Here is a 25,275-nt window from a genome sequence, read left to right as displayed (position 1 = left end):
GGGACCTGTTCTTGCTGGTTTTTCCTGTGACATTTACGCTCAAGCCGTTCCTCGCGAAGAAAGGACACTCGGCCGCGGATGTCGAGAAGATGTACACTGCGTGGCTCAAGTCGTGCCTCCTGCAGGTGACATTGTGGAGCTATCCGTATGTGAAGGATGGGGATTTCTGATGGAACTTCTGACCTGAGCATCGCTTTCATTCGCAATGTCTCTTATGGTCGGGGCGACTGGACTCGAACCAGCGACCTCTTGCACCCCATGCAAGCGCGCTAGCCAAACTGCGCCACGCCCCGACCTCGATTGTGCGGCTGAGCCGCAGACACGATAAGGATGGCACATTTGGGCGCCGATGTCTACACCCTGCCGTCTTCTCCGAGGCCGCCTGCACCGGCGGAAGGCCCGCCGACTCAACCTGATGGACGCACCATCCGTATATTCCGTTGGTGCGCGAACGCGCACGGAGGGCAATCATGGCGGACGTTCTTGTCGTTGTTGCAGCAGCCGCGGCGGTGCTTTGGATCCTCAGTCGCGTGGGTACGGGCTTCTCTTGAGGACTCGGCTCATGCGGGGGGTCGCCCCGCGACTCAGAGACCGACGAGGCAAGCGATGCGGATCGTCGAGCATCTTAGCGCGAGAAGGTAACCGCACGAGAGCGGCCAGAGAAGTTTCGCCTCCTCCGGCCGCCTCTCTATTGAGTTCGGCGCGCCCAGGGATATTTTTGGTCAGAGTGAACCATGGGGCTCCGCTCTCTGAGCCAGGTAGACGGGCGTTGCGGACTTTGGACAGCAAAGCACACGACCGAAACGAGAGAAGGTCGTACTCAACGAAAACGTAATGTACGCAGGTAGGCGGTCAACCGAGGCTCCTGCAACGAGACCACGTACATAGTGACAGCCCTGCGAAGTGTAGTGTTCCCGACTGACTGTGTCAGTGGGGCCCACCCTGTGAAAACCTGTGCGAACCGCCTGCCACTTTCGGGCCCTCTGTCTTCCCGCGGTAGAATGCCTCGCATGCAAGCCGTGACTTCGATCTCGCTTGGACGTCTCGCTCCCGCCGCTACAGGCAAAGTGCGTGAGATGTTCGACCTGGGGGACAGCATGCTGATGGTCGCCACCGACCGGTTGTCCGCCTTCGACGTGGTTCTGCCCACTGGTATCCCGTGCAAGGGACACGTGCTCACACAGCTAAGTGCATTTTGGTTCGATCTGCTGAATACACCTCATCACATGGTCAGTGTCGACTTCGAGCGGATTGCTGCGGTAGTCCGGGCAGCCGGCGGAGATCCACGACCCGAACTCTCGGGTCGCTCGATGCTGGTTCGAAAGGCGAAGCCCGTGAAGCTGGAGTGCGTGGTGCGCGGTTACATCTCTGGTTCGCTGTGGAAGGAGTACCGTCAGGCGGGGGGACCCGATCGAACCGTGGAGTTGCACGGCATATCGCTGCCTGCCGGCCTCCAGGAATCTCAGCGGCTGGAGGAGCCCATCTTCACCCCCGCCACCAAAGCGGATACCGGTCACGACGAGAACATTGGGATGAAGGAAGCAGCCGAGATCGTGGGTGCCGACCTGCTCGAGGAGCTTCGCAGGCGCTCGCTGTCCCTCTACATGCAGGCCTCGGACCACGCAGCACGTGCCGGGCTGATTCTCGCGGACACCAAATTCGAGTTCGGAACTTGTGATAGCGAGCTGATTCTGATTGACGAGGTTCTCACGCCCGACTCGTCGCGCTACTGGGAGGCAGGTGTGTACAGACCGGGGAGCTCGCCACCGAGCTTCGACAAGCAGTACGTTCGCGATTACCTGGAGGGATTGAACTGGGACAAGACGCCGCCAGGACCCGAACTGCCGGAACACGTGGTGCAGGAGACGACGAAGAAGTACGTAGAGGCCTTTCGGCGGCTAACGGGCCGTGAGCTTGCCGAAGTGAACGGCTAAGCCTGGGCCTCGGGACTGACGAGGGATTTGCAGTAAGCGGCGAGTTCCTCTAATGCGGCTCGTGTCTGCTCATCTATGCTCTTGATGCTGGTTGCGCACAGAGAGAGCAGGGCCATTGCCTCGTCTTGGGTTAACTCGACGGTCACTACTCGTTCCATCGTATCGGCACTCATACGAAGGCCATCCCCTTTCACGGATGCACCCTTTTAGTACGCACGAGGCAGGCCTTCAGTTCACCAGTTGGGCCCGATTCCGCGATTGTGGCAAGAATGCGGGGCCTCACGGCTCCGCGAGAGGCAGGTATGCTTTTTAGGCACGATGTCTTCATCCATAGGTTTCGAACCACTGCGTCCACTGGGTGCCACCCGGGAATTCCTGGAGCTGGTGAAGTTCGAGCATTCGGTCTTCGCCCTGCCATTTGCGCTGATCGGCATGCTGCTTGCGGCCGAGGGCTTCCCTGCTCCTTCGGTGCTGATGTGGTTGCTGGTTGCGATGGTGAGCGCCCGTAGTGTCGCGATGGCGTTCAACCGGATCGTGGACGCAAAGCTGGATGCGCTGAACCCCCGGACCGCGAATCGGGCACTTCCAGCCGGGCGGCTCACTTTGGCGCACGCATGGATGTTCCTAGCCGTAATGCTGGGGCTGTTCGTGCTGTCCACGTGGTTTCTGAACCCGCTGGCACTACGGCTGGGTCCTGTCGCACTGGCGTTGGTGATGACGTACAGTTACTCGAAGAGGTTCACGTGGCTTAGCCACCTCTGGCTCGGTGCTGCGATCGGCGTGGCACCCACGGCTGCCTGGATCGCGGTCACTGGGTCGCTGGCTCCGGGGCCGGCGTGGTTTTCGGCAGCAGTCATGTGTTGGATCGCAGGGTTCGACATCCTGTACAGTCTGGCCGACGAGGAGTTCGATAGGGTGCATAGACTGCATTCCGCGCCTGCGAGATTTGGGGCGACACGGGCAATTGCCATATCTCGTCTTCTCCACGTGCTTACAGTAGCGATGCTTGTGGGCGGTGGCCTAGCACTAGGACTAGGAGTCGTGTACTACGTGGGTGTGGCGGTAGTAGCGGTAGCATTAGCCTACGAGCAGTGGCTTGTGCGTCCCAATGACCTGACTAGGCTCAACACTGCGTTTTTCACCGCGAATGGATTCGTGAGCATTGCGCTGTTCGTGTTCGTTCTCGCAGACTGGATGGTACGGCGGTGATGGACGAGGTTCGGATCGGCGCCGTTCCCTACCTGAATGCGCGGCCACTGGTAGCGTATCTGGAGCAACCGGGTAGTGCAACAGGGGTGCGAGTCTTCTACGACACCCCAGCTATGCTTGCGGCAGGTCTGCGGCTGGGACACTATCGCCTCGCACTGGTTTCGTCCTATGAGGCGCTGGCAAGGCCGAACCTTCAGTTCGTTCCTGACATCTCCATCAGCACGCGGGGAGAGGTGAAGAGCGTCCGCCTCTTCTCGAAGAAGCCCTTCGAGGAGATCGAGACGCTGGCCTTGGACAGCGGATCGCTGACTTCGGCACATCTAGCCCAGATCCTGTTGGCAGAGCTATACGATGCGGTGCCCATGGTGTGCAACGAGGAACCAAACCTACACCGCATGCTCGAGCGCAACGACGCGTGTGTGGTAATCGGTGATATCGGTATGTGGTCGGATGGAACCGGCTTGCACGTGATGGACTTGGGCCTCGCGTGGACGGAGCTGACCGGTCTCCCCTTCGTGTGGGCAGCGTGGATCGGTGAGCCAGGAATCAGCCCGGAACTCGTACGACTGCTTCAGGAAGCGAAGCGCTGGGGCCTCCACGCTGTAAACGTGCTCGCGGAGCAGCATGCACAGGAGCAAGGTCGAGACCCCGCTGCGTGCAGAGACTATCTGGGACGAATCATGGACTACGACCTGACACGCGCACATCTGGATGGTATCGAGCTGTTTCAGGTGCTGTTGCTGAAGCACGGGATCATCGAACACCTGTACCCGGTCACGGTAGCTCCCGTATCGGGGTCGCGCGACGTGGGCCCTCGTACCGTCGAAGGCATCATGCGCGGCTCCGTCTAGCGCTCTTCGTGTACCAGTCGTCGTGAGCCTAAGCCCTTCCCGTGCGCACCACTCAACTCCTCGGGATAGGGTGTGTCGTACCCCTTCATCGCGAACCAGATGACACGGTTTAGGTCCTGCTCGTGCTGTGCGGTCTTCAAGCCCCGACGGTACATCGGCACGCTCGTACTCACCTCGGCCCAGTACCTGGCAGGACCACCGAGCGAGCTGAGTGGCGGGTTCAGTTCGTCCAGCGGGACAGCGGGGTTCAGGGCTCGATATGGTGTTAGGTCTGGAGTGTCAGAAAAACATGTGCTCATCAGTGGTGCGGAGGCATCCTGCTGGTTGAGCGGCGGCACCCCGAAGATGCGGGCGATGGTATGTAGCACCGACGTCTGATTGTAGAACTCGCTGATCACCGCTCCGCGCTTCGTGTAAGGGCTGATCACGAGACAGATAGACCGATGGCCGTCCACGTGATCGAAACCATTCTGCGGATCGTCCTCGTTGACGAAGATGACGGTTTTCGGCCAGAAGCGGCTATGAGAGACAGCTTCCACTAGGCGACCGATTGCCAAGTCGTTGTCTGCAACGTGAGCACGCGGAGTGGGCCATCCCGGGCTGGTCCCCGACGTGTGGTCTTGGGGCAGGTAGATGAGCACGAAGTTGGGGAGGTCCCCATCTCGCTCGAACTGACGAAACTCCTCCAAGAACCGGTCCATTCGCAACACATCGGGAATGGCCATGCTCCAACCCGGATAGTCGCGACAGGAATAGGACCGCAGTCGTGCTATGCCGATGTCTTGTCCGAACTCGGTACGTTCGCCCTTCCGGTATGCCTCCCACACCTCTTTGAAGCCCCAGCCCGAGGGCAGGACCGCCGAGTCCATCTCTCCGTAGTTGCGGAAGGAAAGCCCCGCTCCCAGGATGCCGTCCCAGATGAAGCCGCTGCTGGAGTAGGTGAGTGGATCGTCACCGAAAGTGTATGAGCGTGTGAAGCCACCGAAAGCCTTCTCCAAGTACGGGGTGACGTTCCCTTCCGTCGCCCATGAGTGTCCATCGGCTGAAAGCACGCCGTTGCAGTAATAGTTATCGAGCAGCACGAATTGCTCGGCGAGCGCATGGTGGTTCGGCGAGATGTCTCTACCGAAAGTACACAGCTTCGGATCGCCGTCACCCTTCTCTATGTCACCGAACATCTGATCGTAGGTGCGGTTTTCTTTGATCACGTAGATGACGTGCTCGAACACCGACGGATCTCCCAGGCGAGCAGGCACTGGCTGAGGTGCCGCAGCGCCGGCCCCTGTTCGCTCGAACGACCGCAGTATCTGGGGCACTTTGCCATAGCGGCGTACCTCTGACGTCATTCGGGCGAGGTCCGCTAAGCTAGGAGCGGCGAAGCGTTGGAGAGAACCGCGATGATCGTGGGAGTTCCAACCTTTCTCCATATCCCTGACAGGAGTTCTGGAACCAATACCCTTGTTTGCTGCTACGAACACGTTGGCACCGTGAGACACGAGCGCGACAGGGTACCACCCACTTGGAACGAAACCGAGCACGTAGGGTGCACGGGGATGTGAGATGTCTACCACTGCGACCGCGTTGTTGCCTGCCAGTGCGACGTACAGGCTCTTACCGTCCGCCGACACTGCTAGCGCATTCGGCATCGAACCGAACGGCAGCTTAGTATCGGGTTTGATAGTCAGGTCGAAAATGACCTTCTTGGTGTCCGTGTCAATCCATGTCACAGAGTCCGAGTTGGCGTTGGCACACAACAAGAGATTGCTGTCGGCAAGCAGCAGCAGTTCGCAAGGCTGAAGTCCTACCGGGATCATGCCCACCGCACGCCCATCGGACAGTGAGACCTCGTACACGCCGCCGGACGCCGCTACCCCACGGTCGTCCACCAGAGTAGGAGTGCCTGCGGAAGGTGCTTTCGGCTCGTCTGCAGCCGGTGGCTTACCACCCATAACTGTCACCCAAAGCCTGTCGGCCACTCCGTCCAACACCACGTCGTAAGGAGCGACACCCACCGAGATCTCCCTCACCAGTGCGCCGGCGGCTAGGTCGACGACTCCCACCGAGTTGTTGCGCGATAGGCAGACGTAGGCGGTGGCCTCGTCCTGCAAAAGCGTGATGCCACAGGGAAACGATGAGCCGCTACCACCTGGCCCGGGTAGGTGAATGCTCCGTGAGAGCGCATAGGTGCCGTCCTCCGTCTTGCGGAACTCGTGCAGTCGGTCTGCCGCGTTGGTCACCCAGACGGTGGCACCGTCATGCGAAACGGCGATGCCGTGGAGCGAAGCACCACCCGGGAGTGTCACTGTTTGGAGCAGCTTCCAGTTCACGGCATCCACGACTCGCAGCGCTGCACGATCCTTCACGAACAGCAGCTTGCCGTCTCTGGACAGCACCATGTCCACGGGCCTGCCGCGGTCCAGCTCGAGAAGCTGCCCAGCCGGCCGGATCAGCCGGCTGGTGGGAAGCAAGTGCGACCCGCCGTCCTGGGGGCCGACCTGTCGGGTATCAGACGTCTGAAGAAGTGCGCCAATTATGACGATACATGCGATCAACATAGTGCTGGGTTCGATGTGCTACAGGCCGGTCCCTTCCTAGTGCACTCCGATCCAGTTCTTCGGGTGCCATGGGCAATTCGTTGCCCATGGCACCCGACACCACACGTCTAGAGCGAGCAGGCAGGGCTCAAATTCACTCTCATCCCACCTCGCCGAGCGCTGCGGTACGCGGCATCCAGGAACCCCAGGGTGTCGAGTGCGTTCTTCCCACTCACCTCCGGCTCACGCCGCTCGCTCACGGCACGCACGAAGTCCTGTAGTTGCAGCCGGTGCTGCTCCCCCCAGATAGCCGTCGGATCGCCCGCGCCAGTCGAGCTCGGCTGGGCTTGCGCTGATGGAGTCGGCACCCCTTCCAAGTCCCAACGCGAGATGCGGTCTGCCTCGATGACGATAGTCCCGCGTTCGCCATGCAGTTCCAGGCGCTCCGGCAGGCCGGGATAGCAGCAGGTGGATGCTTGGATCACACCCATCGCACCACTGGCAAACTCCACCATCACCACCGCCACGTCCTCGCATTCCATCCGGTGACACGCTGTTCGGGTGAGTGCACGGACGGAGGCGGCCGGCCCCATGATCCAAAGCAGCAGGTCCACATAGTGAATGGCCTGGTTCATCAGGCACCCACCATCCAGCCTGTGCGTGCCCCTCCACTCGCCGCTGTCATAGTACTCTTGAGACCGGTGCCACTTCACGTACGCGTCACCCATCAGCATTCGGCCCAGCAGGCCGCCCTGCACCACGTCTCGCGCGGCACGCACCGTGGCGGCGAATCGATGCTGGCTAATGCATGCCAGAGTGAGCCCCAGTTCTTTGCACGTCTCCACCAATCTCTTTGCAGCGCGAACGCTAACATCAATCGGCTTCTCGACCACGATGTGCTTACCGGCTCGTGCGGCACGCAGGCCGATCGAGGCATGAGTGCCACTCGGCGTACACACGTCGACAGCATCCACCCGCCGCAGGAGCGGACCTAGCGAGGTAAACCACGGCACCTCGTACTTGTGCCCTGCGGTCCTAGCACGGTCGGCGTTGACGTCCATCACCGCCGCCAACTCAGCACCAGCGATCTGGCGGATGGCATCGCAGTGAGTGGCGTGTATCGCGCCGCATCCTATGACACCGATTCGCAACGCGGACACTGCTATTCCGTCAGGCCCTTGGACCGAAGGAACTCGGTGGAGATACGGACGGACTCGATGTGTTCGCGAGGGCAGGTGTCCAGCTCGATGAACGCATACTCCGAACCCGCCTCCTTGCACGCGGCGATGATGTCGTCCCAGTCCAGAATCCCCTGCCCAGGCTCGACGAAAGACCGCTTCTCATCACGGCCCATGTCCTTGAAGTGCAGCACCGGCACACGCCCCTTCAGCTTACGAATGTATGCAGCGGGATCGTAACCGCCATGCTTGACCCAATAGGTGTCTAGCTCCGCTCCTATCAGCTTCGGGTCTGCAGCCTCGAAAAAGGCGTCATAGCCCACCTTGCCATCGGGCTCCTTGGCAAACTCGAAGCTATGGTTGTGATAGAGGAAACGGAAACCGCGCTCGTGCACCTTGCGTGCGATGGGCTCCAATTCCTTGGCGAACTTGGCCCATCCCTGCCCATACTGCGCCTTGTCCACCCAAGGCAGCACGATGTATCCGTACTCCAAGATCGTCGCCTCTTCGATCACACGCTCGAAGTCATTGTTGAGCTGATCCAAACCCACGTGAACGGCAACCGCCTTCATATCCATCCGTTTGAAGTGTTCCAGCACCGCGGCGGGGGTGTGGCCGTACAGGCCACCCGATATCTGGCAGTAGCGAAGACCGAGCTGCCGGACCTTCTCCAGCGTGCCGAAGAAGTCCTTGGCCAGTAGGTCACGCAGCGTGTAGTTCTGAATACCGAGCTTCATCGTTCCTCCTCGTGAGGCAACGTCGCCCCATCGTGCCGTTCTTCGCCAGCCCTGCAGAGCGGCCCTGCAGGAAGCCCTAGGCCACCCCGGAACTCCTGTGCCACGAGGTGAAGCTATGCAATCTGATATCTCTCGAAGAGCGTTCCTGAGGACCACGGCGGCCGGCATGGTCGCGGCCGGCCTGCCAAAGTGGTTCGTGGCCGAAGCCGAGGCCGCAGAGGCAGCACAGGTAGCTCAGAGGAGGCCCATCGGCCCGAACGACACGATCAACATCGGCTGCATCGGGCCTGGCGGACGCAAGGGCGGGTTTCAGCAAGGGCTGAACGTGGCCCGATGGATCGCTACCAAGCCCGGCGTGAAGCTGGTGGCAGTGTGCGACGTGGACGCTACACACATGCGCGACGCGGCGCAGTCCGTCGGCCCCGATTGTGCCATGTACTCGGACTTCCGCGAGCTGCTGGAGCGCAAGGACATAGATGCGGTGGTTATTGGCACGCCAGACCACTGGCATGCCGTCATCTGTGCGGCGGCAATGCGCGCGGGCAAGGACGTGTACTGCGAGAAGCCGCTCACCCTCACCATAGACGAGGGCAAGCGCATAACGCGCATCTGGAAGCAGACGGGCGCCGTGTTCCAGACAGGGAGCCAGCAGCGTTCCGATGGGCAGTTCCGACTGGCGTGCGAGCTGGTGCGGAACGGGCGCATCGGCAACATTCGGCGAGTGGAAGCACACTTGCCCGGTGGGGCGACGGGCGGCCCCTTCGTCACCAAGCCGGTACCAACGGATTTGGACTGGAACATGTGGCTGGGGCCCGCACCTTACACGGACTACGTGCCTGAACGCACCCATGGTAGCTTCCGGCACTGGTTGGAGTATTCCGGCGGCATGATGACCGACTGGGGAGCACACCACAACGACATCGCGCAGTGGGGGCTGGGTACGGACCGCTCGGGACCGATTGCCGTGGAGGCGGTGGGCGTGCGCCACTTCGGCCACAACTGCTTCAATGCGTTTCAGGAGTTCGAGGTGACGTACACCTATCCCGGTGGCATCAAGTTAGTTACCAGTCATAAGGGCGAGAACGGCGTGCACTTCGAGGGCGACGAAGGGTGGATATTCGTGAGTCGCGGGGTGCTGCGCGCGAGCGACCCGAAGCTGCTGGAAGAGCCCCTGCCTGCTAACGCCGAACGGCTGTATGTGTCGAACGACCACGCAGCCAATTTCGTGGAGTGTATGCGCACACGGAAGCAGCCCATATGCGACTGCGAAAATGGGCATCGGTCGGTGTCGGTGTGCCATCTGGGCAACATCTGCCTGCGACTGGGTGGTAGGCGGCTGGAGTGGGACCCTGTGAAGGAGGATTTCCGCGCCGACGCCGAGGCGAGCCAGATGGTCGCCCGCACGATGCGTGGTACCTGGAGCGTGTAGCGCGACCGGCCTCGTCGCCACTCACAGCGGCGGAGTAGCAGTGCTGTGCCCATCCGAGGGCGGATGGGCACATGGGTAACTTCCAACCCACACCGTCATCGCGTCACAACTTCCGACAACGTCATGCTGAGCCCGTCGAAGCATGCAGCCGTAAGCCGCGAACGTGGCACCGGAAGACGATATCGTTCGGCACGTCCCGTCATGCTGAGCCCGTCGAAGCAAACGTCATGCTGAGCCCGTCGAAGCATGCGTTCGCAGGCAGCACGTCACGCCTTCAGGTGCTACGGAGGCGGCATCCGGCGTCATGCTTCGACAGGCTCAGCATGACGGTATGGCAGAACGCGAGGAGGTGGTTCAGCATGACGGGGGTGGGTGTTGTTCATTGCCACTGATCGAACCTACGAGAGATGCCGAGTCAGTAACCGCACCTACAGCCTCCACCGCAAGCGGCGGAGGCATCGGGGGGAGGCTCATCCCAACCCCCTCCCCGAGAACGGAGAGAGGGAGGGGAGTTAGCGTCGTGCCAGCGACCACCTATGACATGTTATATGGTGGTCCGGAGGTGCATCATCTCACACTACTCGCCAAGGACCCTACCGGTTATGCTAACATCTGCCGGATGCTGACGCGGGCGTACCTTTGGAGCGAAGGGCCGGCCGCACTGTACGAGGTAGCGGGACAAAACGCGACCGGCTCCCGCACTCCCAAAAGCCTCCCAGAGACTACCCTGCCGGAATTCGGTCAACGCCGAGGAAGGGGCGGAGGACGGAGGGCACGTGGATGGAGCCGTCGGGTCGTTGGTGTGTTTCGACGAAGGCGGCGAAGAGACGCGGACACGCCACACCGGATGCGTTCAGGGTGTGCACGTACTCCGGCTTTGCGCCCTGCTCTCTGCGGAAGCGTATCTGCGCCCGCCGCGCCTGAAACGCCTCGAAGTTGCTGCAAGAGCTGACCTCGAGGTACTTTCCTACCCCGGGCGCCCACACTTCCAGATCATAACACTGTGCGTTGGAGAAACCCAGCTCTGGCGCGCACAGGAGTGTTGTGCGGAAGTGCAGATCCAAGCCCTCCAATACTGCTCGCGCATCGTTCACCAGGCTCTCCAACTCGATATATGAGTCCTCCGGCTTAGTGAACTTCACGAGTTCCACCTTGTTGAACTGATGAACTCTCAGCAGTCCACGAGTGTCTTTGCCTGCTGCACCGGCTTCTCGTCGGAAGCAAGCGGAATAGGCACACAGCTTGGTAGGTAGCGCGTCCGCTGTTAGTATCTCTCCCTGATACACGTTGGTAAGTGGCACTTCGGCGGTCGGCACCAGGAACAGGTCGTCATCGGGGAGCCGATACATGTCGAACTCGAACTTGGGAAGCTGTCCGGTACCCGTCATCGCCGCGCGGTTGACAACGAACGGCACGAAGATCTCGCGGTACCCGTGACGCTTCGTGTGCATGTCCAGCATGTAGCTGAGCAGCGCCCACTCCAGCCGCGCACCCCAGCCCGTGTAAAGGATGAACCCGCTTCCTGCAAGCTTTGCGCCTCGCGGGAAGTCCAGCATCCCGTTCTTTTCGCACAGGTCCCAGTGGGGCAAGGGCTCGAAGTCGAAGCGGGGTTTTTCCCCGAACTCGGACACAATGACGTTGTCCTGCTCGCCCTGGCCATCCGGCGTAGTGTCGCTGGGCAGATTGGGTAGTAGCAGCTCGAGCTCATGTGTGCGGGCTTCGAGTTCACGCACCCTCTGCTCGCTTGCTGCGATCGAGTCGCCGAGGGACTTAGTTCGCTCGATGGCCTCCGAGGCATCCTCACCGCGAGCCTTCATGGCACCGATCTGCTTGCTCGCCTTCTGCAACTCGGCGCGCATGGTGTCCACCTCAGTCTTCACTCGGCGCCACTCGGCGTCTGCGGCCAGGAACTCGTCGAGGGGCGCTTCCATGCGCTTGCGTGCATGACCCCGGCGCACTCGCTCGGGATCTTCGCGAACCAAAGCACGATCCAACATGGCAGGGAGTATACCGAAGGTCGCTGGAGGCTCCGGGCTAGCTAGTAGGCTCGATCTCTACGAGTGCTGCGGCGCTGAAGTCGAGGGCTACACGCGTGTGCCCAACCTGCACGACGAGAGACGGGAATCTCTGGTCCACACGAAGCACTGTCCCGGCACGTATCCCGAAAGCCATCAGCTTCCGCCAGTGACCACCTTCATCGCTCACCCGCACCACGCGGGCCGTCCGGCCGGTGGGCAACTCGTCCAAGCGCATTCGCCTAATCTTCTGCGTCCCTGCGCGGCGTCCTGGAGCCGAGTCCTGCTCGCGAGAGGAGCTCCCGCAACTTGCCGACCCACGCGGGCTCTTGAGGCTGTTCGTAGCCGCAGTACGGGCACTTGACTAGGTGGCAACCACCGAAGTGGCCGCAGCCGTGGCAGGCGGTCTCCGCTTGTCGGTCCGAGAAGCCCCGTCCGCAGTTCCCGCAGATCACAGTGGCAACCCCGACCATGCAAGGAGGCGCGACAATAGCGCACCCACCAAGATAGCACTGGTGAAGGTGATGGCTCCGATGCCGAACGCCATGCGCCATCCTCGCTCCTTCCACACGACGAGGAATTGCGCTATGCACGGAAGGAACAGCGTCAGGACCACAGCGGCCGTGACGAGGTCTGCACCGGAGAGGCTGTCCGCTGTCTTCATCAGGCCCGCAGCACCGTAGTCGCGGCGGAAGAAGCCGAACATGAACGCCTCCGCCGCTTCGCTCGGAAGGCCGACAAACCTCACGATGGGCTCGAGCAGTGCGATAGCCCGGTCGAACAGACCGGTCATCAAGCCGATCCAGATCATCACGCTGGCATACACGAACAGCGGAAACACTTCGAGGAAGTACCAGTGCAAGCGAGATAGGGTCTTCGCGAGTACGTTGGCGAGTCGCGGCGGACGCATGGGAGGCAGCTCGAGCACGAAGGGGGTGAGGGAGCCCGGAGTGACCCGAGCAGCGAGCAGCCCGGCGATCGTGAAGATGAGGAACAACACGCCTCCCCAGACGAGCGCTCCCGTCCGAATGGGCACTCCCAATAGATAGCCCTCGGCCGTTCGAGTGCTCAGCAGAGCCATGATCACACCGAGTTGCGCGGCACACGGAATGGTCAAGCTAAGCAGAAAGGTGGCGATCACGCGCTCTCGACGCGTCTCCAGGATACGGGTGGTGATGGTGGCCATCGTGTCGCAGCCGAAGCCGAGCACGATGGGGATCACCGCTCGGCCGTTGAGACCGATCAGCTTAAACAAGCGATCTAGGAGCATGGCGAGACGCGGCAGGTAACCCGAGTCCTCCAGTATCGCAAAGGCTAGGAAGAAGCAGCCGACGATCGGCAGGATCAACGCAACGGCATAGGTGACACCCAGCGTGAATACGCCGTACTCCCCGACGAAAAGCTCTCGCACCGCCTCCCAGGGCACGAAGGTCTCGAAGACACGCGTGACCCAGGGATTGATGTAGTTACCGAATAACCCCTCTTCCAGCCACCCGACCAACGTACCTCCACCGAAGATGCCGACGAACTGGTACAAAGCGAAGTACACGACGATCAGGGCAATAGGGATGCCGGTGATCGGTGAGGTACAGAGCTGGCCGAGACGGTCGGCGAACCCTGTCTGGGGGTCGGGAGTGCCAGTGGTGGCATCGTCCACCAAGTCGGCGACCCAATCCTGAAGTTGCGTGTGAATCAGGAACCCGGGCGCCTCGGCTCCGTCCGCCGCGCTTCGGACATATTCGCGGACCTGCTCTGCGGTCTTCGCCCCCTCTTGAGACTCGATCCACGCCAGAACCTCTTGGTCGCCCTGTAGAGCCAAGAGAGCTACCGCACGGTGCGAGAGGCCGTAGTCGGCGCGAAGAAGTGCTTGGATGGAATCGGCTGCGGCCTCTACACGAGGCGCATAGGTGATGGTACCACTAGGAAGCGAGGTGGGCATCTATCTCTTCTTGCAGTGCACACAGCCCTCGCCCGTGGAGGCACGATGTAGGCACTACGGGAATCCCCAACTTCGCTCGCAGTCCCTCGACGTCCACGCGCATCCCCGTCTTCTCCAATTCGTCCATCATGTTCAACACTAGTACGACCTTGAAACCTGCTTCGACGAGCTGAAAGGTGAGCGGGAGCATTCGCTTCAGGTTTTTCACGTCCACCACATGGAGCAGCAGATCGGGCTTGCCCTCCGCGAGTAGCCGGCGCGCTACACGCTCTTCCTCGGTGCAAGGGCACAGGCCGTACATCCCCGGCGTGTCGAAAACCACGATCGTGCGCCCCCCCAGACGGCAACAGCCGCGACACACTTCCACCGTGGTCCCCGGGTAATTGGACACCGTAACGTAGGCGCCGGTCAGCCGGTTGAAGAGCACGCTCTTGCCCACATTCGGGTTCCCGACGATGGCCACCACAGGCGAATCGGTGTTGTACGTCGGCTTGGAAACGGAAGCTTGCTTGTCTGGTGTACGGGTGGCTCGGGACATATACGCAGCTTTCTACCTCAGATTATATCCGTACTCCGGTTAGACCGTCAATCGAGCGAAAGCAATCGAACCTTGCTACCTACACCGTCGTGTGGGCGCCTTTCGATTACCCTGTGTCAATCATCAGGGTACTTTTGTCTCAACTCAGAAATACGAGAAGTGTGCCTTCGATGTATATGACGCCCGTCATAGACGGCAGTGACGAGAGTACTGGGTTCGGAGGGCTTCGCACCTGGACCGTTGTACTTGACACTCCGAAAGCGGTTGGATACATAATGCAGGCATCCCGGAGGTCCGCTTGGCGGGAGTAACTTTTCACGAGACCACAAAACGCTTCAAGAACATCACTGCCGTAGACTCGCTTAGCCTAGAGGTGAAGGACAAGGAGTTCATGGTCCTCGTCGGCCCGTCCGGCTGCGGAAAGACGACTGCGCTACGGATGGTTGCCGGCCTCGAGGAGGTGACCTCGGGCGAGATCCGTATCGGCGATGTCGTCGTCAACGACGTTCCTCCAAAGGATCGCGATATCGCGATGGTGTTCCAGAACTACGCTCTGTACCCCCATATGAATGTTTACGACAACATCGCGTTCGGGCTGAAGCTGCGGCAGCTGAAGGGCGTGTTCTGGCAGTGGACCCACCTGGCGGAGGCCCGAAGGCGGAGGCAGAGCATAGACGCACGCGTGAGGGACGCAGCAGAGATGTTGGGGCTCGCCGACCTGTTACGGCGGCGTCCGCGCGAGCTGTCGGGAGGTCAGCGGCAGCGTGTGGCGCTGGGCAGGGCTATTGTCCGTGAGCCGAAGGTGTTCTTGATGGACGAGCCGCTCTCGAACCTCGACGCGAAGCTGAGGGTGCAGACGCGGGCCGAGCTGATCCGACTGCACCGGCGGTTGGGGATCACCACCATTTACGTCACGCACGACCAGGTGGAAGCGATGACGATGGGCGACCGAATTGCGGTGATGCGCGACGGCATACTTCAGCAGTGCGACATTCCCGAGCACGTCTACCGCTGGCCGGCGAACCGATTCGTAGCGGGGTTCATCGGCACGCCGCCGATGAACTTCATCTTCGGTGAGGTGACCAAGGATGGGCCGCTCGGTGTAAGAGTGAACGAGGAGTTGGTTATCCCGGTGCCGCCGGACCGCGCCGCGACCCTGGAGGCATACCGGGGCAGGCGCGTTGAGATCGGGATCCGGCCAGAAGACATATTCCCGAGGAACAACGGCGTGGCAGGAGCAGCTTTTCAAGCGGTGGTCGACGTGATTGAGCCGATGGGCGCCAACGACACCTACTACCTGGCTCTCGGCCCGCACTCCCTCGTCGCCACCGTTCCCGCCGAGCAAACGCGGAAGGAAGGCGAGAAGGCCGACTTCGTGCTGAACGTGGACAAGGTACACCTGTTCGACTGCGAAACCGAAGCGGCGATCCGCTAGAGAGGACACAGCGATGCGACATACAGTTGGAACCGAGCGCGCGCCTGCGGCAATCGGACCCTATAGCCAGGCGATCAAGGTATCGGGAACGCTGCTCTTCACGTCGGGGCAAATCCCACTCGAACCGGCCACGGGCGAGATGGTTTCGGGAGACATCGCCGCGCAAACGACACGCGTGTTAGAAAACCTCAAAGCGGTTCTCGAAGCGGGCGGCGCCTCTCTTGCAGATGTCGTCAAGACTACCATCTTCCTCGCAGACATGGCGGACTTCGCCACTGTGAACGAAGTCTACGCCGAGTTTTTCCCTACCGACCCACCGGCTCGCTCCACCGTGCAGGTCGCTGCCCTGCCCAAGGGTGCACGTGTGGAGATTGAGGCGGTAGCTGTCGTTCCGTAGGGCTTCGGCAGGAGCGCAGACGTGACCTGGCAGCACACACGCGGGATCGTGTATGCCCGCCGCGGTTTGGCTTGCACTTCGCATCCCTTGGCTTCGTCGGCGGGCCTCACGGTGTTGCACACTGGAGGGTCCGTCTTCGACGCTGCCATCGCGGTGTCGGCTGTGCTGTGCGTGGTCGAACCGTCGGCGAGCCATTTGGGAGGCGATGGGTTTGCCGTGCTCTTCGATGCGTCACGGAGCGAAGTGCTGGCTGCAAACGGAGCGGGACCTTCGCCAGCTGCAGGTCCACTCTCGCCCAAACACGAGGAACGCGGAGCCCATGCTTTCACCGTGCCGGGGCTCGTAAGGCTGTGGCAACGACTTCACGAGCGATACGGTCGGTTACCGTTCGCATCGCTCCTTACCGATGCCATCGAACTTGCCGAGAAAGGCTGCCCGGTGGGGCGACGGTGGGCTCGGGCCGCAGCCGGGCACCTCGGCGTGCTGAGAAGCAGCAAGGAAACCTGCGAGCAGTTTCTGATTGAGGGGCAGGCACCGGCGGAAGGGACTATCGTTCGACAGCAGAACCTAGCTGCAACACTCTATGACTTGGCATCGTGCGGGCCAGGCGACTTCTACGACGGCCGGATCGGGCGGAAGTTAGTCGCAAGCCTTCGTTCGCTCGGCAGTGCCGTGACCGAACAAGACCTAAGCGGCTTCGACATATCGCTGGAGCCGCCACTACGAATCGGTTATAGGGGTTTCGATGTCTGCGGACAGCCCCCCATGTCGCAAGGCATCGTGTTGCTGGAAGCTCTGGGAATCCTCGAAGGGTTCGCGATAGCGAGACTGGAACCGGGGTCTGCAGACCTCATCCACCTGCAGGTAGAGGCGCACAAGGCTGCGTTCGCGGATCGCCTGGCGACCCTCGGCGATGGATCGGAAGTCTGGACGCACCTACTCTCTCCCAAGACCCTGGCCGACCGTCGCAGGACTATCGATCCACTCCGTGCATCCGGCGTTGGCCTTGGACCGGGTCGTGCAGGAACCGACACGACATCCTTCTGCATCGCGGACGGCGAGGGGAACGCGATCAGCTTCATCCAGAGTGTGTTTTTGCCCTGGGGCGCGGCGGTGGTGGCGCCGGGCCTCGGTATTCTGATGAACAACCGCATGAACGGCTTCGACCCTGGCGAGGGACCTAATTCCTATGCACCCGGCAAGCGCCCGGTGCACACACTGAACACCTATCTCGCGCTGAAAAATGGGCGAGTGGCCTTTCTCGGCGGCACCCCGGGTGGACACGTGCAGGTGCAGACCAATCTGCAGGTGATTCAGTGCATCGCAGACTTCGGAATGGATGCCCAGGAAGCAGCCGAGCGGCCGCGCTGGGCGTATCGGACGCCAGGGTGGTTAGGTCGCGGTGATCTGACGCTAGACATCGAGGACAAGAGCGACCCTTCTGCTGTAGAGCAACTTCGTGCGAGGGGCCATCCGGCCCGGAGCATCCCACCGTGGACGCACCCGAGTGCGGTGCAAGTGATCCGGGTTGCGGAAGACGGAGTTATGTCCGCGGGATCGGACCCTCGGGCAGATGGACAAGCAGTCGGATGGTGACCGATACCTCGTACCGTCGAATGCTGAAGCGCGTGGACTGGTACCTCGTGCTAACGACGATTCTTCTCACGATTGCCGGCATCACCGCGGTGTACTCGGCGGTGCTAGCCGAAGGTAGTACAGTGTTCAAAAAGCACCTGCTCTGGGTCGCCATCGGCATGATGGGGGCCGTCGTATTCGCGCTGGTGCCGCCGCGGTTCTGGGTAACCCACTGGCGGAAGCTGTACGTGCTGGCGATCGCGATGCTCGCTGTGGTTCTGTTCGCCGGCGTCCACATCGGTGGCGCACAGCGGTGGATGGAAATCGGTCCCCTGCAGTTCCAACCGTCGGAGCTCGCCAAACTGCTGCTGATCATCACTCTGGCCCGGCTGCTGGCCTATCGCTCCTCGCATTCGGGAGCGCTGGCGACGTTCTGGCTTTCCCTGCTGCACATCGCGGTTCCCGCTGCGTTGGTCTTCAAGCAGCCAGACCTAGGAACGGCTCTCGTGTTCGTAGGCATTTGGTTCGGGATGTGCTTCATCGCAGGACTTCCTCTGAAGATGCTGGGACTGTGGCTCGCAGCTGTGGCGGCCCTGTTCGGGATTGCGTGGGAACAGGGGATCATCCGGGACTACCAGAAGGACCGAGTCGTGGCCTTCCTCGACCCGACCGCAGATCCGCGAGGTGCTGGGTATCAAGTCCTTCAGGCACGTCTGGCCGTGGGCAGCGGTCAGTTGGCCGGCAAGGGCTATCTGCAGGGTCGCCAAAAGGAGGGAGCCTGGATCCCGGTGCAAGAGACCGACTTCATCTTCACGGTGGTGGGAGAAGAGGGCGGCTTCATGGGCAGTGCGATCCTACTCGGAGCCTACGGACTGCTCATGTACCGACTGTGGAGAGCGATGATTGCAGCAAGTCCTGCTCTGTACCGGTTGATCGTCGCGGGGGTGCTGAGCATGTGGGCCTACCATGTCATCGTGAACGTGGCCATGGTGATCGGGCTATTCCCGGTCGTCGGGGTGCCATTGCCGCTCGTAAGCTACGGAGGGACGAGCACACTGGTGGCTTTCTGCTCGCTCGGCCTGGTCGCCGGAATCAGGGGACGTGAAGAGGAGATCGTGTTCTGATGCTTCCGCGGGAGCTCGCCGTGTTGCGACTGCGTACGGTCGGTTCTACCCAAGACGTCGCCGTGGAGTTGGTCCGCAAGGGCTGGCGGCAGTTCGATGCCGTCAGGGCCGACACCCAGACCTCCGGGCGTGGGCGATGGGGCACCGACTGGTATTCAGGTGAGGGCAATCTGGCCATCAGTTACATCCTTTGGGGTATTCGGGCTCCTGTTCAGGCTGGAATGATCGGACTTGCCGCGGCTTGTTCCTTGGCCGAGGTGGTCGAACAGGCGACTGGTGCGGGTTGCAGGGTCCGGTTGCGCTGGCCCAATGACGTATTGGTGGAGAAATGCAAGGTGGCCGGCGTGCTGGTCGAAGTAGTGGCCGACCCCGAAAGCCATCCGGTAGTAGTTCTGGGTGTTGGGTTAAATGTGAACGCTCAGGGGTTTCCGGCGGAGCTGGCCGGCCGCGCCTGCTCGATCCGGCACTTGTGCGGGAAGGAAGTTGACGTTGACGGAATGGAGATCACGTTTTGGGACGCATTCCGCAGCCGCGAACCGTGGGATGCGGCTCGGACCGTATCGGAGTTCCGGGCTCGCGACGACTCCGCTGGGCGGCAGGTGCAGACGCCCGATGGCCTCACGGGAATAGCGATAGGGATTACGGACTTAGGCTACTTGCGTGTGCGATTCCCTGACGGGAGCGAGGACGACTTGCCTTCGTCGGTCGTCACGCTACGGGCCGAAGGGGGGGCCTTAGGTCGGTGAATGCCATCGGAACGCACGGGCCGGGCACGCTATTGTGGAACCGAGCGGGCCACCGCGCTTGTCATAATGGGTGGCCAGGATGAGGCTAGGTTGGCATCACTCCGAGGCTGAACGAGACGAGTTCGAAAGGCTCCTATCCCCGCACACAACGGGGTTGTACAACGCGGCCCTGAGACTTGCCAGGAACCCGGATGATGCCGCCGACCTGTTCCAGGAAGCCATCCTGCGAGCGTTCCGGAACTTCGGAACGTTTCGAGAAAAACTGCCGGGCGGACAGGCGTTTCGAAGCTGGGTGTATCGTATCTTGACCAACTGCTATATAAATGAATACCATCGGCAAGGTCGAAGAGCAAAAACAGTTTCGATGGACGCAACGGAGGGCCGAGGAGTGGCGGATCTGCCCGACAATAACATATCGCCGGCACTCGCCGCGATGGAGCACTGGGAATTCGAGACCATCGTTCGTGCCATCCGGAACCTGCCGGAGGAATACAAGAAGGCGCTGATCTACGTGGATTTGCAAGACTTGACGTATCAGGAAGCAGCGGACGCTCTCAGCGTTCCCATCGGCACCGTCCGTTCCAGGGTGTCGAGAGGGCGCGCCGAGCTGCGCCGCAGGCTTCAGGACGTCTTGCCTGACAAGGAAAGCAAAGAGCCATGAACTGCTCTGACTTCCGAGACATCGTAGCCGCATACGTGGACCACGAGTTGGGTTGCCGTGAGACTGAGCTCGCGGAGTCGCACGTCAGTGTCTGCCCCGGCTGCCGTAAGCTCGCCGAGGAATGCCGCGAGACGCGCGATCTGGTTCGCGACAAGCGAGTGATCGAGCCGATACCCGAGGGGTTGTGGCCGCGAACGCTCGCCGCTCTCGACAAGGCAGTGCGGGTCCGTGCGCGGACTCGGCGCATTGCGTTCGCCGCTGCGGGCTTCGCCGCGGTCATGGCGCTGGCAGCGGTTAGCTACGAGCCCCTCCATCGGTACATTAGCCCCGGGATCGTGATCAGCCAGGACGGGATTGTGCGCGACACGGTTGCACCCGTTGTGGTTAAGCAGACTTCACACACGGGTGAAGCCTTCGCCTTGGTTCGAATGCACCTAAACGCGGACGTTCCGCCTGTGAACCTCAGCTTGGTCGGTGGCAAGCTCAGCCAGGTCGCAGTGTATGAGAACCCGACCATCGGCGTGCTCACCTATCAGATGCGAAAGGGAGGCGAGTTGCGCTACTTCATCTCGCGCACGCGCTTCCGGCTCCAGGAGGCCGCGGAAAACTGGACCATCGGAGAGACCGAAGTGCAGGCCGTCTGCGCACCCACACACTTCGTGGCATCGTGGGAAGATCGCGGCATCTCCTATGCCGTTCTAGGCGATCGGGTGCCGCCCGACCCCAAGGCTGTCATCGGCGAGTTCATAGACAGCCTTCTTCGCTGAGCCCGACGCCCTCGTCGTAGGACCGAGGTATAGTCGGTCGTGCTCTCCATTCGTGACCTGAACGTCTACTATGGCGCCATCCAGGCGCTGAACTCCGTTTCGCTGGACGTTTCCGAAGGCGAAATCGTGTCTATCATCGGCAGCAACGGCGCGGGCAAGAGCACTCTGCTCAGAACCATTTCCGGACTGGTGCCCGCACGTTCCGGGTCCATCTCGTTTCAGGGTCGCAGCCTCCTTGAATGGAGCCCCGACCGGATCGTGAGCGCCGGAATCAGCCACGCCCCCGAAGGTCGGCGCATCTTCACGAACATGTCTACCCTGGAAAACCTGCAGATGGGCGCGTTCACCCGCAAGGATGACGGCATTGCGGAGGATTTGGAGTTCGCGCTGAACACCTTCCCTCGCCTTAGGGAGAGGTTGCACCAGAACGCCGGCACGCTTTCGGGCGGTGAGCAGCAGATGCTAGCAATCGGGCGAGCGCTGATGGCCAGGCCCAAGCTGATGCTATTGGACGAGCCCTCGCTCGGTCTCGCCCCGACATTGGTGAAAGAGATATTCTCGATCATCGGGCGGCTAAACGAACAGGGCGGGACGATCCTCCTGGTCGAGCAGAACGCACACCGCGCGCTCGAGATTGCGAACCGTGGCTATGTGCTGGAAACCGGTCGCGTGGTGTTGTGCGACACGGGCGAGAACCTGCTGAAGAGCCCGGCGGTGCGGGAAGCTTATCTCGGCGGCGCCTAAGTGGAGAAGTGGTTGCTTGCCTTGGCCATCGTGATCATCGGTGGCCGACACGCGGTCCGTTCGTTCGAGGTTGCCGCCGCCGAGGACATTCGCTCAAAGCTGCCGGAGCCAAAGGGACGGCTCGAACTCAAGGTGAAGCCGCGCTACCTGCTCTCCTTTGCCGACGGTTCGATGGCCGAGGCGGCGTTCTTCGCCAAGGGCATTCACACCGAGGGCCTGCCGCTCTTCACGGAGCCCACGTTCTCGCGGGCGGGGCACATCGAAACGCTGACGATTCGGTTACGCGACTCCAGCATCACGGGACTGCGGGTACGAGACATGTGGGGGGAGATCCCCGACTGCCGCTACGACTGGTCGTATGCGCTCACCAAGAAACGCATCCGCCTGACCGAGAGCGGCGTCGGGAAGGGCCGGGTGGAGGTGTCTGGGGCCGCGCTCGCGGAGTATCTGCTGGCCAAGAACCCTATGCTGGAGTCCCTCACGATCCGGTTGCGAGATGGGCGGTTCGAAGCCGAAGGGACGGCCCGCTTTCTGGCCACCATGAGCTTTCGGGTGGAAGGCGAGATGGAAGTGGAAGATGGAAGGCGGCTGAACGTGGTGCGGGCATCCGTCACCATCGGCGGTCGCAAGCTGGAGCCTGCTGCAGCACAGACGTTTATTTCCCGGCTGAACCCGGTAGTGGACGAGACTGCGGACCTAAAGCTGTACGGCGCGCTGACTATTTGCACGCTGACCTTAGACGAGGACCTGCTAGTTGCCGAAGGCGACATGCGCATCCCCGTGCGGCCCTCTCCTTGACTGCCGTGCGAGGTGGTCCCCTGCAAGCAGAGTAGAATATACGCATGGACCGGAGCGTGAGCCACGTAGATCACTCGCAGCCAGATATGCCTACGATTCTTACCATCGGACACTCGAACCACGACATCGGGCGTTTCTGCGAACTGCTCCAGGAGCAGGGTGTCGTGATGCTCGTGGACGTGCGCTCGCAACCATTCTCGCGCTATGCCGGTCAGTTCAATCGCGATTCCCTAGAGGGCTCCCTGCAGTCACGCGGCATCGGATACGAGTTCATGGGCGACCGGTTGGGTGGAAGGCCCGCCGAAAGCCACTTCTACGACGAAGCTGGCCGCGTGCGCTACGGCGCGATGGCGGAGAGCGAGTGGTTTCGGGCCGGCTTGGAACGGCTGATTGACCTGGCGGGCCAGGCGCGAACCGCCATCATGTGTGGGGAAGGCGACCCGACCGAATGCCACCGGAGGCTGCTGGTCGGTCGCGCGCTGCAGCGCGAGGGTGTACGCATCGTGCACATCCTGCCCAACGGCACTACGCAGACTGAAGAAGAGCTGACGGCCAGCGAGCAGGGTGGACAGGCATCGCTCTTCGAGGAGGAGGAGGAGTGGTTATCTACACGATCGGTTTCACGCAGAAGTCCGCCGAGCAATTCTTCGGCCTCATTCGAAACGCAGGAATCCGACGAGTGGTTGACATCCGACTGAACAACACCTCGCAACTTGCAGCTTTCACCAAAAAAGACGACCTGGCATTCTTTCTCCGGGAGTTATGCGGATGCGACTACGTGCACGAACCGCTTTTGGCGCCCACTCAGGACATCCTGGACGCATTCAAGAAGCGCAAGGGCGATTGGGGCGAGTACGAGCGTAGCTTCCTCGCACTAATGCGGTCGAGGCAGATCGAGGCAGCAATTCCGAAGAGCCTCTTCGACCGACCCACGGTCCTCTTGTGCAGCGAGCACACGGCGGAACACTGCCATCGGCGGCTGGTGGCGGAGTACCTGGCCAATCAGTGGGGCGGAGTCGACATCGTGCACTTGTGAGGTCGCTGTGTACAACGTCGAAATCCTCTGCGTAGCTAACTCTCGGAAGCTTGGTGGACGATGCGTGGCAGGCTTGCGCATGGATGGCCGCGGGTGGATCCGTCCTGTGAGCCAAGAGCGCGACGGCGAGCTGATGCTCTCGCAGATCCGCCTTCGAGATGGTTCACATCCTAGGACACTCGATGTCTTGAGCGTCCCACTACTGCGGCCAGCGCCCAAGCCGCGCCAACCTGAGAACGCCGTGGTCGCACCTGTCGGCTGGAAGCTGCTACAGCGGCCCTGCGAGCCGTCCACGGCCACCAGACTCGTGCGGCGCGCTCTGGCGACAGATGGTCTGATATTCGGAAACAATTCGGACCGTGTCAGTTTCCCGAAACCCGGAGAGACTCTCGGTTCATCGCTTACGGCTGTCAGTCCACTCGAGCTGAGGTGGGAGATCACGCGGAGCGCGACAGGCAAACGCCAGGTTCGCACACAGTTCTGGTTTGCGACTACCTACTACGATCTCGTCCTAACTGACGAGGTTTGGGAAACCAAGCTTCGGCATCTACCCGTTGGGACTTTCGAATGCTCTGCGGCGGGCCTTTCGGACGAGTCCCACGTAGTTCTAGTCATCAGCTTAGGCGAACCGTTTCACGGGTATTGCTACAAGCTGGTGGCGGGAGTGCTGGCGCTAGATCGCTCGACCCGCAGAGAGCGTGGGTAGATGGACCCGAGGGTCTGCAGGGCTGCGCGCCTGACTGGAGAATGGATTGGCAGCCACCGAAACTGAGCCTTCTCGGCTCGCCCTGCTGGCCGGTGGCGAAAGCAAAGAGGGTCACCACCATGGACATCAAACGCACACCGCTTCATGCAGAACACCTCGCCCTGGGCGCGAAGATGGTCGAGTTCGCGGGCTGGGAGATGCCCGTGCAGTACGAGGGCGTCATTCAGGAGTCCCTGGCGGTACGCCGCACTGCGGGCATGTTCGACGTGAGCCACATGGCGCGCCTGCACTTTCGGGGCCCTGCAGCCTTCGAGTACCTGGAACAGATGACCGCGAACGACGTCAGCAAGCTAGTGGACGGCGCCTCACAGTACTCCCTGCTCTGCTACCCGGACGGCGGGTGCGTGGATGACATAATCCTTTACCGCATCGGGCCCGAGTGGTTCCGCATGGTGGTGAACGCGGCGAACCACGAGAAGGACGTCGCGTGGCTGACGAACCACCTGCGCGACGGGGTGTCGCTGGAAGACGAAACCGAGCGGACCGCCATGATTGCCGTGCAAGGCCCGAATGCCGTGCCGATCGTCAATCGCCTAGCGGGCGAGGATCTGTCTGAAATGTCCAAGTTTACTGGGCGAGAGTTTCACATAGCTGGCCGAGCAGTCTTCGGTGCACGAACGGGGTACACCGGTGAGGATGGCTTCGAACTGATCCTAGGCGCGGAGGATGCGTCCGTCGTGTGGCGCGCCCTGCTGGATGCAGAGGTGAAGCCGTGCGGCCTTGCAGCGCGGGACGTGCTGCGGCTGGAAGCCGGGCTGCCGCTGTACGGGCACGAACTGACCAAGGACATCAACCCGATCGAGGCCGGACTGGGCTGGGTGGTGAGCAAGACGAAGAGCTTCATCGGCAGCGAGTCCATCAA

Annotated in this window: 26 protein-coding genes and 1 tRNA gene; 18 read left to right on the top strand and 9 right to left on the bottom strand. The window is 61.4% G+C overall.

Annotation, left to right across the window (positions count from 1 at the left end; translation table 11 throughout):
- Positions 1-170, top strand: a 170-nt coding sequence (locus HRF45_08395; GenBank protein MEP0766541.1) for a protogloblin ApPgb, incomplete at its 5' end; no start/stop codon positions are given.
- 45 nt (positions 171-215) lie between these two features.
- On the opposite strand, the gene HRF45_08390 is transcribed toward HRF45_08395, so the two are convergent.
- A tRNA-Pro gene (locus HRF45_08390) sits at positions 216-293 on the bottom strand.
- 717 nt (positions 294-1,010) lie between these two features.
- Here HRF45_08390 and HRF45_08385 point away from each other — a divergent pair.
- Positions 1,011-1,934, top strand: a complete 924-nt coding sequence (locus HRF45_08385) for a phosphoribosylaminoimidazolesuccinocarboxamide synthase (protein MEP0766540.1) — start codon at positions 1,011-1,013, stop codon at positions 1,932-1,934.
- On the opposite strand, the gene HRF45_08380 is transcribed toward HRF45_08385, so the two are convergent.
- The gene (locus tag HRF45_08380; GenBank protein MEP0766539.1) at positions 1,931-2,107 is read right to left on the bottom strand and encodes a hypothetical protein; all 177 of its coding nucleotides are present in this window, start codon (positions 2,105-2,107) and stop codon (positions 1,931-1,933) included. The genes HRF45_08385 and HRF45_08380 overlap by 4 nt on opposite strands.
- 145 nt (positions 2,108-2,252) lie before the next feature.
- Between HRF45_08380 and HRF45_08375 the strand changes: the two genes are divergently transcribed.
- Positions 2,253-3,143, top strand: coding sequence for a UbiA family prenyltransferase (locus tag HRF45_08375; protein ID MEP0766538.1), 891 nt, complete (start codon positions 2,253-2,255; stop codon positions 3,141-3,143).
- Positions 3,143-3,994 carry a menaquinone biosynthesis protein gene (locus HRF45_08370; GenBank protein MEP0766537.1) on the top strand — a complete coding sequence of 284 codons (852 nt, stop codon included), beginning with the start codon at positions 3,143-3,145 and terminating at the stop codon, positions 3,992-3,994. The genes HRF45_08375 and HRF45_08370 overlap by 1 nt, the downstream gene beginning before the upstream one ends.
- On the opposite strand, the gene HRF45_08365 is transcribed toward HRF45_08370, so the two are convergent.
- From HRF45_08365 to HRF45_08355, 3 genes are all read right to left on the bottom strand, one after another.
- Positions 3,991-6,549 carry a bifunctional YncE family protein/alkaline phosphatase family protein gene (locus HRF45_08365; GenBank protein ID MEP0766536.1) on the bottom strand — a complete coding sequence of 853 codons (2,559 nt, stop codon included), beginning with the start codon at positions 6,547-6,549 and terminating at the stop codon, positions 3,991-3,993. The genes HRF45_08370 and HRF45_08365 overlap by 4 nt on opposite strands.
- Before the next feature lie 107 nt (positions 6,550-6,656).
- A complete protein-coding gene (locus HRF45_08360) occupies positions 6,657-7,688 on the bottom strand; it encodes a Gfo/Idh/MocA family oxidoreductase (GenBank protein MEP0766535.1) in 1,032 nt (343 codons plus the stop codon).
- 2 nt (positions 7,689-7,690) lie between these two features.
- Entirely contained in the window at positions 7,691-8,443 is a 753-nt protein-coding gene (locus HRF45_08355; protein ID MEP0766534.1) for a sugar phosphate isomerase/epimerase, read from the bottom strand.
- A gap of 115 nt (positions 8,444-8,558) precedes the next feature.
- Between HRF45_08355 and HRF45_08350 the strand changes: the two genes are divergently transcribed.
- A complete protein-coding gene (locus HRF45_08350; GenBank protein MEP0766533.1) occupies positions 8,559-9,872 on the top strand; it encodes a Gfo/Idh/MocA family oxidoreductase in 1,314 nt (437 codons plus the stop codon).
- A gap of 722 nt (positions 9,873-10,594) precedes the next feature.
- On the opposite strand, the gene serS is transcribed toward HRF45_08350, so the two are convergent.
- From serS to HRF45_08330, 4 genes are all read right to left on the bottom strand, one after another.
- Positions 10,595-11,869 carry a serine--tRNA ligase gene (serS, locus tag HRF45_08345; GenBank protein ID MEP0766532.1) on the bottom strand — a complete coding sequence of 425 codons (1,275 nt, stop codon included), beginning with the start codon at positions 11,867-11,869 and terminating at the stop codon, positions 10,595-10,597.
- A gap of 37 nt (positions 11,870-11,906) precedes the next feature.
- Entirely contained in the window at positions 11,907-12,125 is a 219-nt protein-coding gene (locus tag HRF45_08340; GenBank protein ID MEP0766531.1) for a ferrous iron transport protein A, read from the bottom strand.
- A gap of 213 nt (positions 12,126-12,338) precedes the next feature.
- Positions 12,339-13,826 (bottom strand): ferrous iron transporter B, encoded by a 1,488-nt coding sequence (locus HRF45_08335; protein MEP0766530.1) that lies wholly within the window; start codon positions 13,824-13,826, stop codon positions 12,339-12,341.
- Positions 13,807-14,364: a 50S ribosome-binding GTPase gene (locus tag HRF45_08330; protein ID MEP0766529.1), complete on the bottom strand. Its 558-nt coding sequence runs from the start codon at positions 14,362-14,364 to the stop codon at positions 13,807-13,809. The genes HRF45_08335 and HRF45_08330 overlap by 20 nt, the downstream gene beginning before the upstream one ends.
- 298 nt (positions 14,365-14,662) lie before the next feature.
- Between HRF45_08330 and HRF45_08325 the strand changes: the two genes are divergently transcribed.
- The 13 genes from HRF45_08325 to gcvT all read left to right on the top strand — a co-directional run.
- Complete coding sequence (locus HRF45_08325) at positions 14,663-15,799, top strand: ABC transporter ATP-binding protein (GenBank protein MEP0766528.1); 1,137 nt, start codon at positions 14,663-14,665, stop codon at positions 15,797-15,799.
- 13 nt (positions 15,800-15,812) lie between these two features.
- Positions 15,813-16,196 (top strand): RidA family protein, encoded by a 384-nt coding sequence (locus HRF45_08320; GenBank protein MEP0766527.1) that lies wholly within the window; start codon positions 15,813-15,815, stop codon positions 16,194-16,196.
- A gap of 21 nt (positions 16,197-16,217) precedes the next feature.
- Positions 16,218-17,792, top strand: coding sequence for a gamma-glutamyltransferase family protein (locus HRF45_08315; GenBank protein MEP0766526.1), 1,575 nt, complete (start codon positions 16,218-16,220; stop codon positions 17,790-17,792).
- A complete protein-coding gene (gene rodA / locus HRF45_08310) occupies positions 17,786-18,895 on the top strand; it encodes a rod shape-determining protein RodA (protein MEP0766525.1) in 1,110 nt (369 codons plus the stop codon). The genes HRF45_08315 and rodA overlap by 7 nt, the downstream gene beginning before the upstream one ends.
- Entirely contained in the window at positions 18,895-19,641 is a 747-nt protein-coding gene (locus HRF45_08305) for a biotin--[acetyl-CoA-carboxylase] ligase (GenBank protein MEP0766524.1), read from the top strand. The genes rodA and HRF45_08305 overlap by 1 nt, the downstream gene beginning before the upstream one ends.
- 79 nt (positions 19,642-19,720) lie before the next feature.
- Entirely contained in the window at positions 19,721-20,302 is a 582-nt protein-coding gene (locus tag HRF45_08300; protein MEP0766523.1) for a sigma-70 family RNA polymerase sigma factor, read from the top strand.
- Positions 20,299-21,069: a zf-HC2 domain-containing protein gene (locus HRF45_08295; GenBank protein MEP0766522.1), complete on the top strand. Its 771-nt coding sequence runs from the start codon at positions 20,299-20,301 to the stop codon at positions 21,067-21,069. Before HRF45_08300 ends, HRF45_08295 begins: the two co-directional genes overlap by 4 nt.
- Positions 21,070-21,108: 39 nt before the next feature.
- Complete coding sequence (locus tag HRF45_08290) at positions 21,109-21,813, top strand: ABC transporter ATP-binding protein (GenBank protein MEP0766521.1); 705 nt, start codon at positions 21,109-21,111, stop codon at positions 21,811-21,813.
- Positions 21,814-22,611: an LmeA family phospholipid-binding protein gene (locus HRF45_08285; GenBank protein MEP0766520.1), complete on the top strand. Its 798-nt coding sequence runs from the start codon at positions 21,814-21,816 to the stop codon at positions 22,609-22,611.
- Between the two features lie 44 nt (positions 22,612-22,655).
- Positions 22,656-23,309, top strand: a complete 654-nt coding sequence (locus tag HRF45_08280) for a DUF488 domain-containing protein (protein ID MEP0766519.1) — start codon at positions 22,656-22,658, stop codon at positions 23,307-23,309.
- A complete protein-coding gene (locus tag HRF45_08275; GenBank protein ID MEP0766518.1) occupies positions 23,210-23,647 on the top strand; it encodes a DUF488 domain-containing protein in 438 nt (145 codons plus the stop codon). The genes HRF45_08280 and HRF45_08275 overlap by 100 nt, the downstream gene beginning before the upstream one ends.
- A gap of 106 nt (positions 23,648-23,753) precedes the next feature.
- Positions 23,754-24,353, top strand: coding sequence for a hypothetical protein (locus HRF45_08270; GenBank protein MEP0766517.1), 600 nt, complete (start codon positions 23,754-23,756; stop codon positions 24,351-24,353).
- A gap of 119 nt (positions 24,354-24,472) precedes the next feature.
- Positions 24,473-25,275, top strand: an 803-nt coding sequence (gcvT, locus tag HRF45_08265) for a glycine cleavage system aminomethyltransferase GcvT (GenBank protein MEP0766516.1), incomplete at its 3' end; no start/stop codon positions are given.

Source organism: Fimbriimonadia bacterium, assembly GCA_039961735.1.
Classification (GTDB): domain Bacteria; phylum Armatimonadota; class Fimbriimonadia; order Fimbriimonadales; family JABRVX01; genus JABRVX01.
This window is presented reverse-complemented; position numbering and strand designations above follow the sequence as displayed.

Coding starts and splice junctions, on each gene's coding strand:
- HRF45_08385 (MEP0766540.1), top strand. CDS start 1,011: ATGCAAGCCGTGACTTCGATCTCGCTTGGACGTCTCGCTCCCGCCGCT.
- HRF45_08380 (MEP0766539.1), bottom strand. CDS start 2,107: ATGAGTGCCGATACGATGGAACGAGTAGTGACCGTCGAGTTAACCCAA.
- HRF45_08375 (MEP0766538.1), top strand. CDS start 2,253: ATGTCTTCATCCATAGGTTTCGAACCACTGCGTCCACTGGGTGCCACC.
- HRF45_08370 (MEP0766537.1), top strand. CDS start 3,143: ATGGACGAGGTTCGGATCGGCGCCGTTCCCTACCTGAATGCGCGGCCA.
- HRF45_08365 (MEP0766536.1), bottom strand. CDS start 6,549: ATGTTGATCGCATGTATCGTCATAATTGGCGCACTTCTTCAGACGTCT.
- HRF45_08355 (MEP0766534.1), bottom strand. CDS start 8,443: ATGAAGCTCGGTATTCAGAACTACACGCTGCGTGACCTACTGGCCAAG.
- HRF45_08350 (MEP0766533.1), top strand. CDS start 8,559: ATGCAATCTGATATCTCTCGAAGAGCGTTCCTGAGGACCACGGCGGCC.
- serS (MEP0766532.1), bottom strand. CDS start 11,869: ATGTTGGATCGTGCTTTGGTTCGCGAAGATCCCGAGCGAGTGCGCCGG.
- HRF45_08340 (MEP0766531.1), bottom strand. CDS start 12,125: ATGCGCTTGGACGAGTTGCCCACCGGCCGGACGGCCCGCGTGGTGCGG.
- HRF45_08335 (MEP0766530.1), bottom strand. CDS start 13,826: ATGCCCACCTCGCTTCCTAGTGGTACCATCACCTATGCGCCTCGTGTA.
- HRF45_08330 (MEP0766529.1), bottom strand. CDS start 14,364: ATGTCCCGAGCCACCCGTACACCAGACAAGCAAGCTTCCGTTTCCAAG.
- HRF45_08320 (MEP0766527.1), top strand. CDS start 15,813: ATGCGACATACAGTTGGAACCGAGCGCGCGCCTGCGGCAATCGGACCC.
- rodA (MEP0766525.1), top strand. CDS start 17,786: ATGGTGACCGATACCTCGTACCGTCGAATGCTGAAGCGCGTGGACTGG.
- HRF45_08305 (MEP0766524.1), top strand. CDS start 18,895: ATGCTTCCGCGGGAGCTCGCCGTGTTGCGACTGCGTACGGTCGGTTCT.
- HRF45_08300 (MEP0766523.1), top strand. CDS start 19,721: ATGAGGCTAGGTTGGCATCACTCCGAGGCTGAACGAGACGAGTTCGAA.
- HRF45_08295 (MEP0766522.1), top strand. CDS start 20,299: ATGAACTGCTCTGACTTCCGAGACATCGTAGCCGCATACGTGGACCAC.
- HRF45_08280 (MEP0766519.1), top strand. CDS start 22,656: ATGGACCGGAGCGTGAGCCACGTAGATCACTCGCAGCCAGATATGCCT.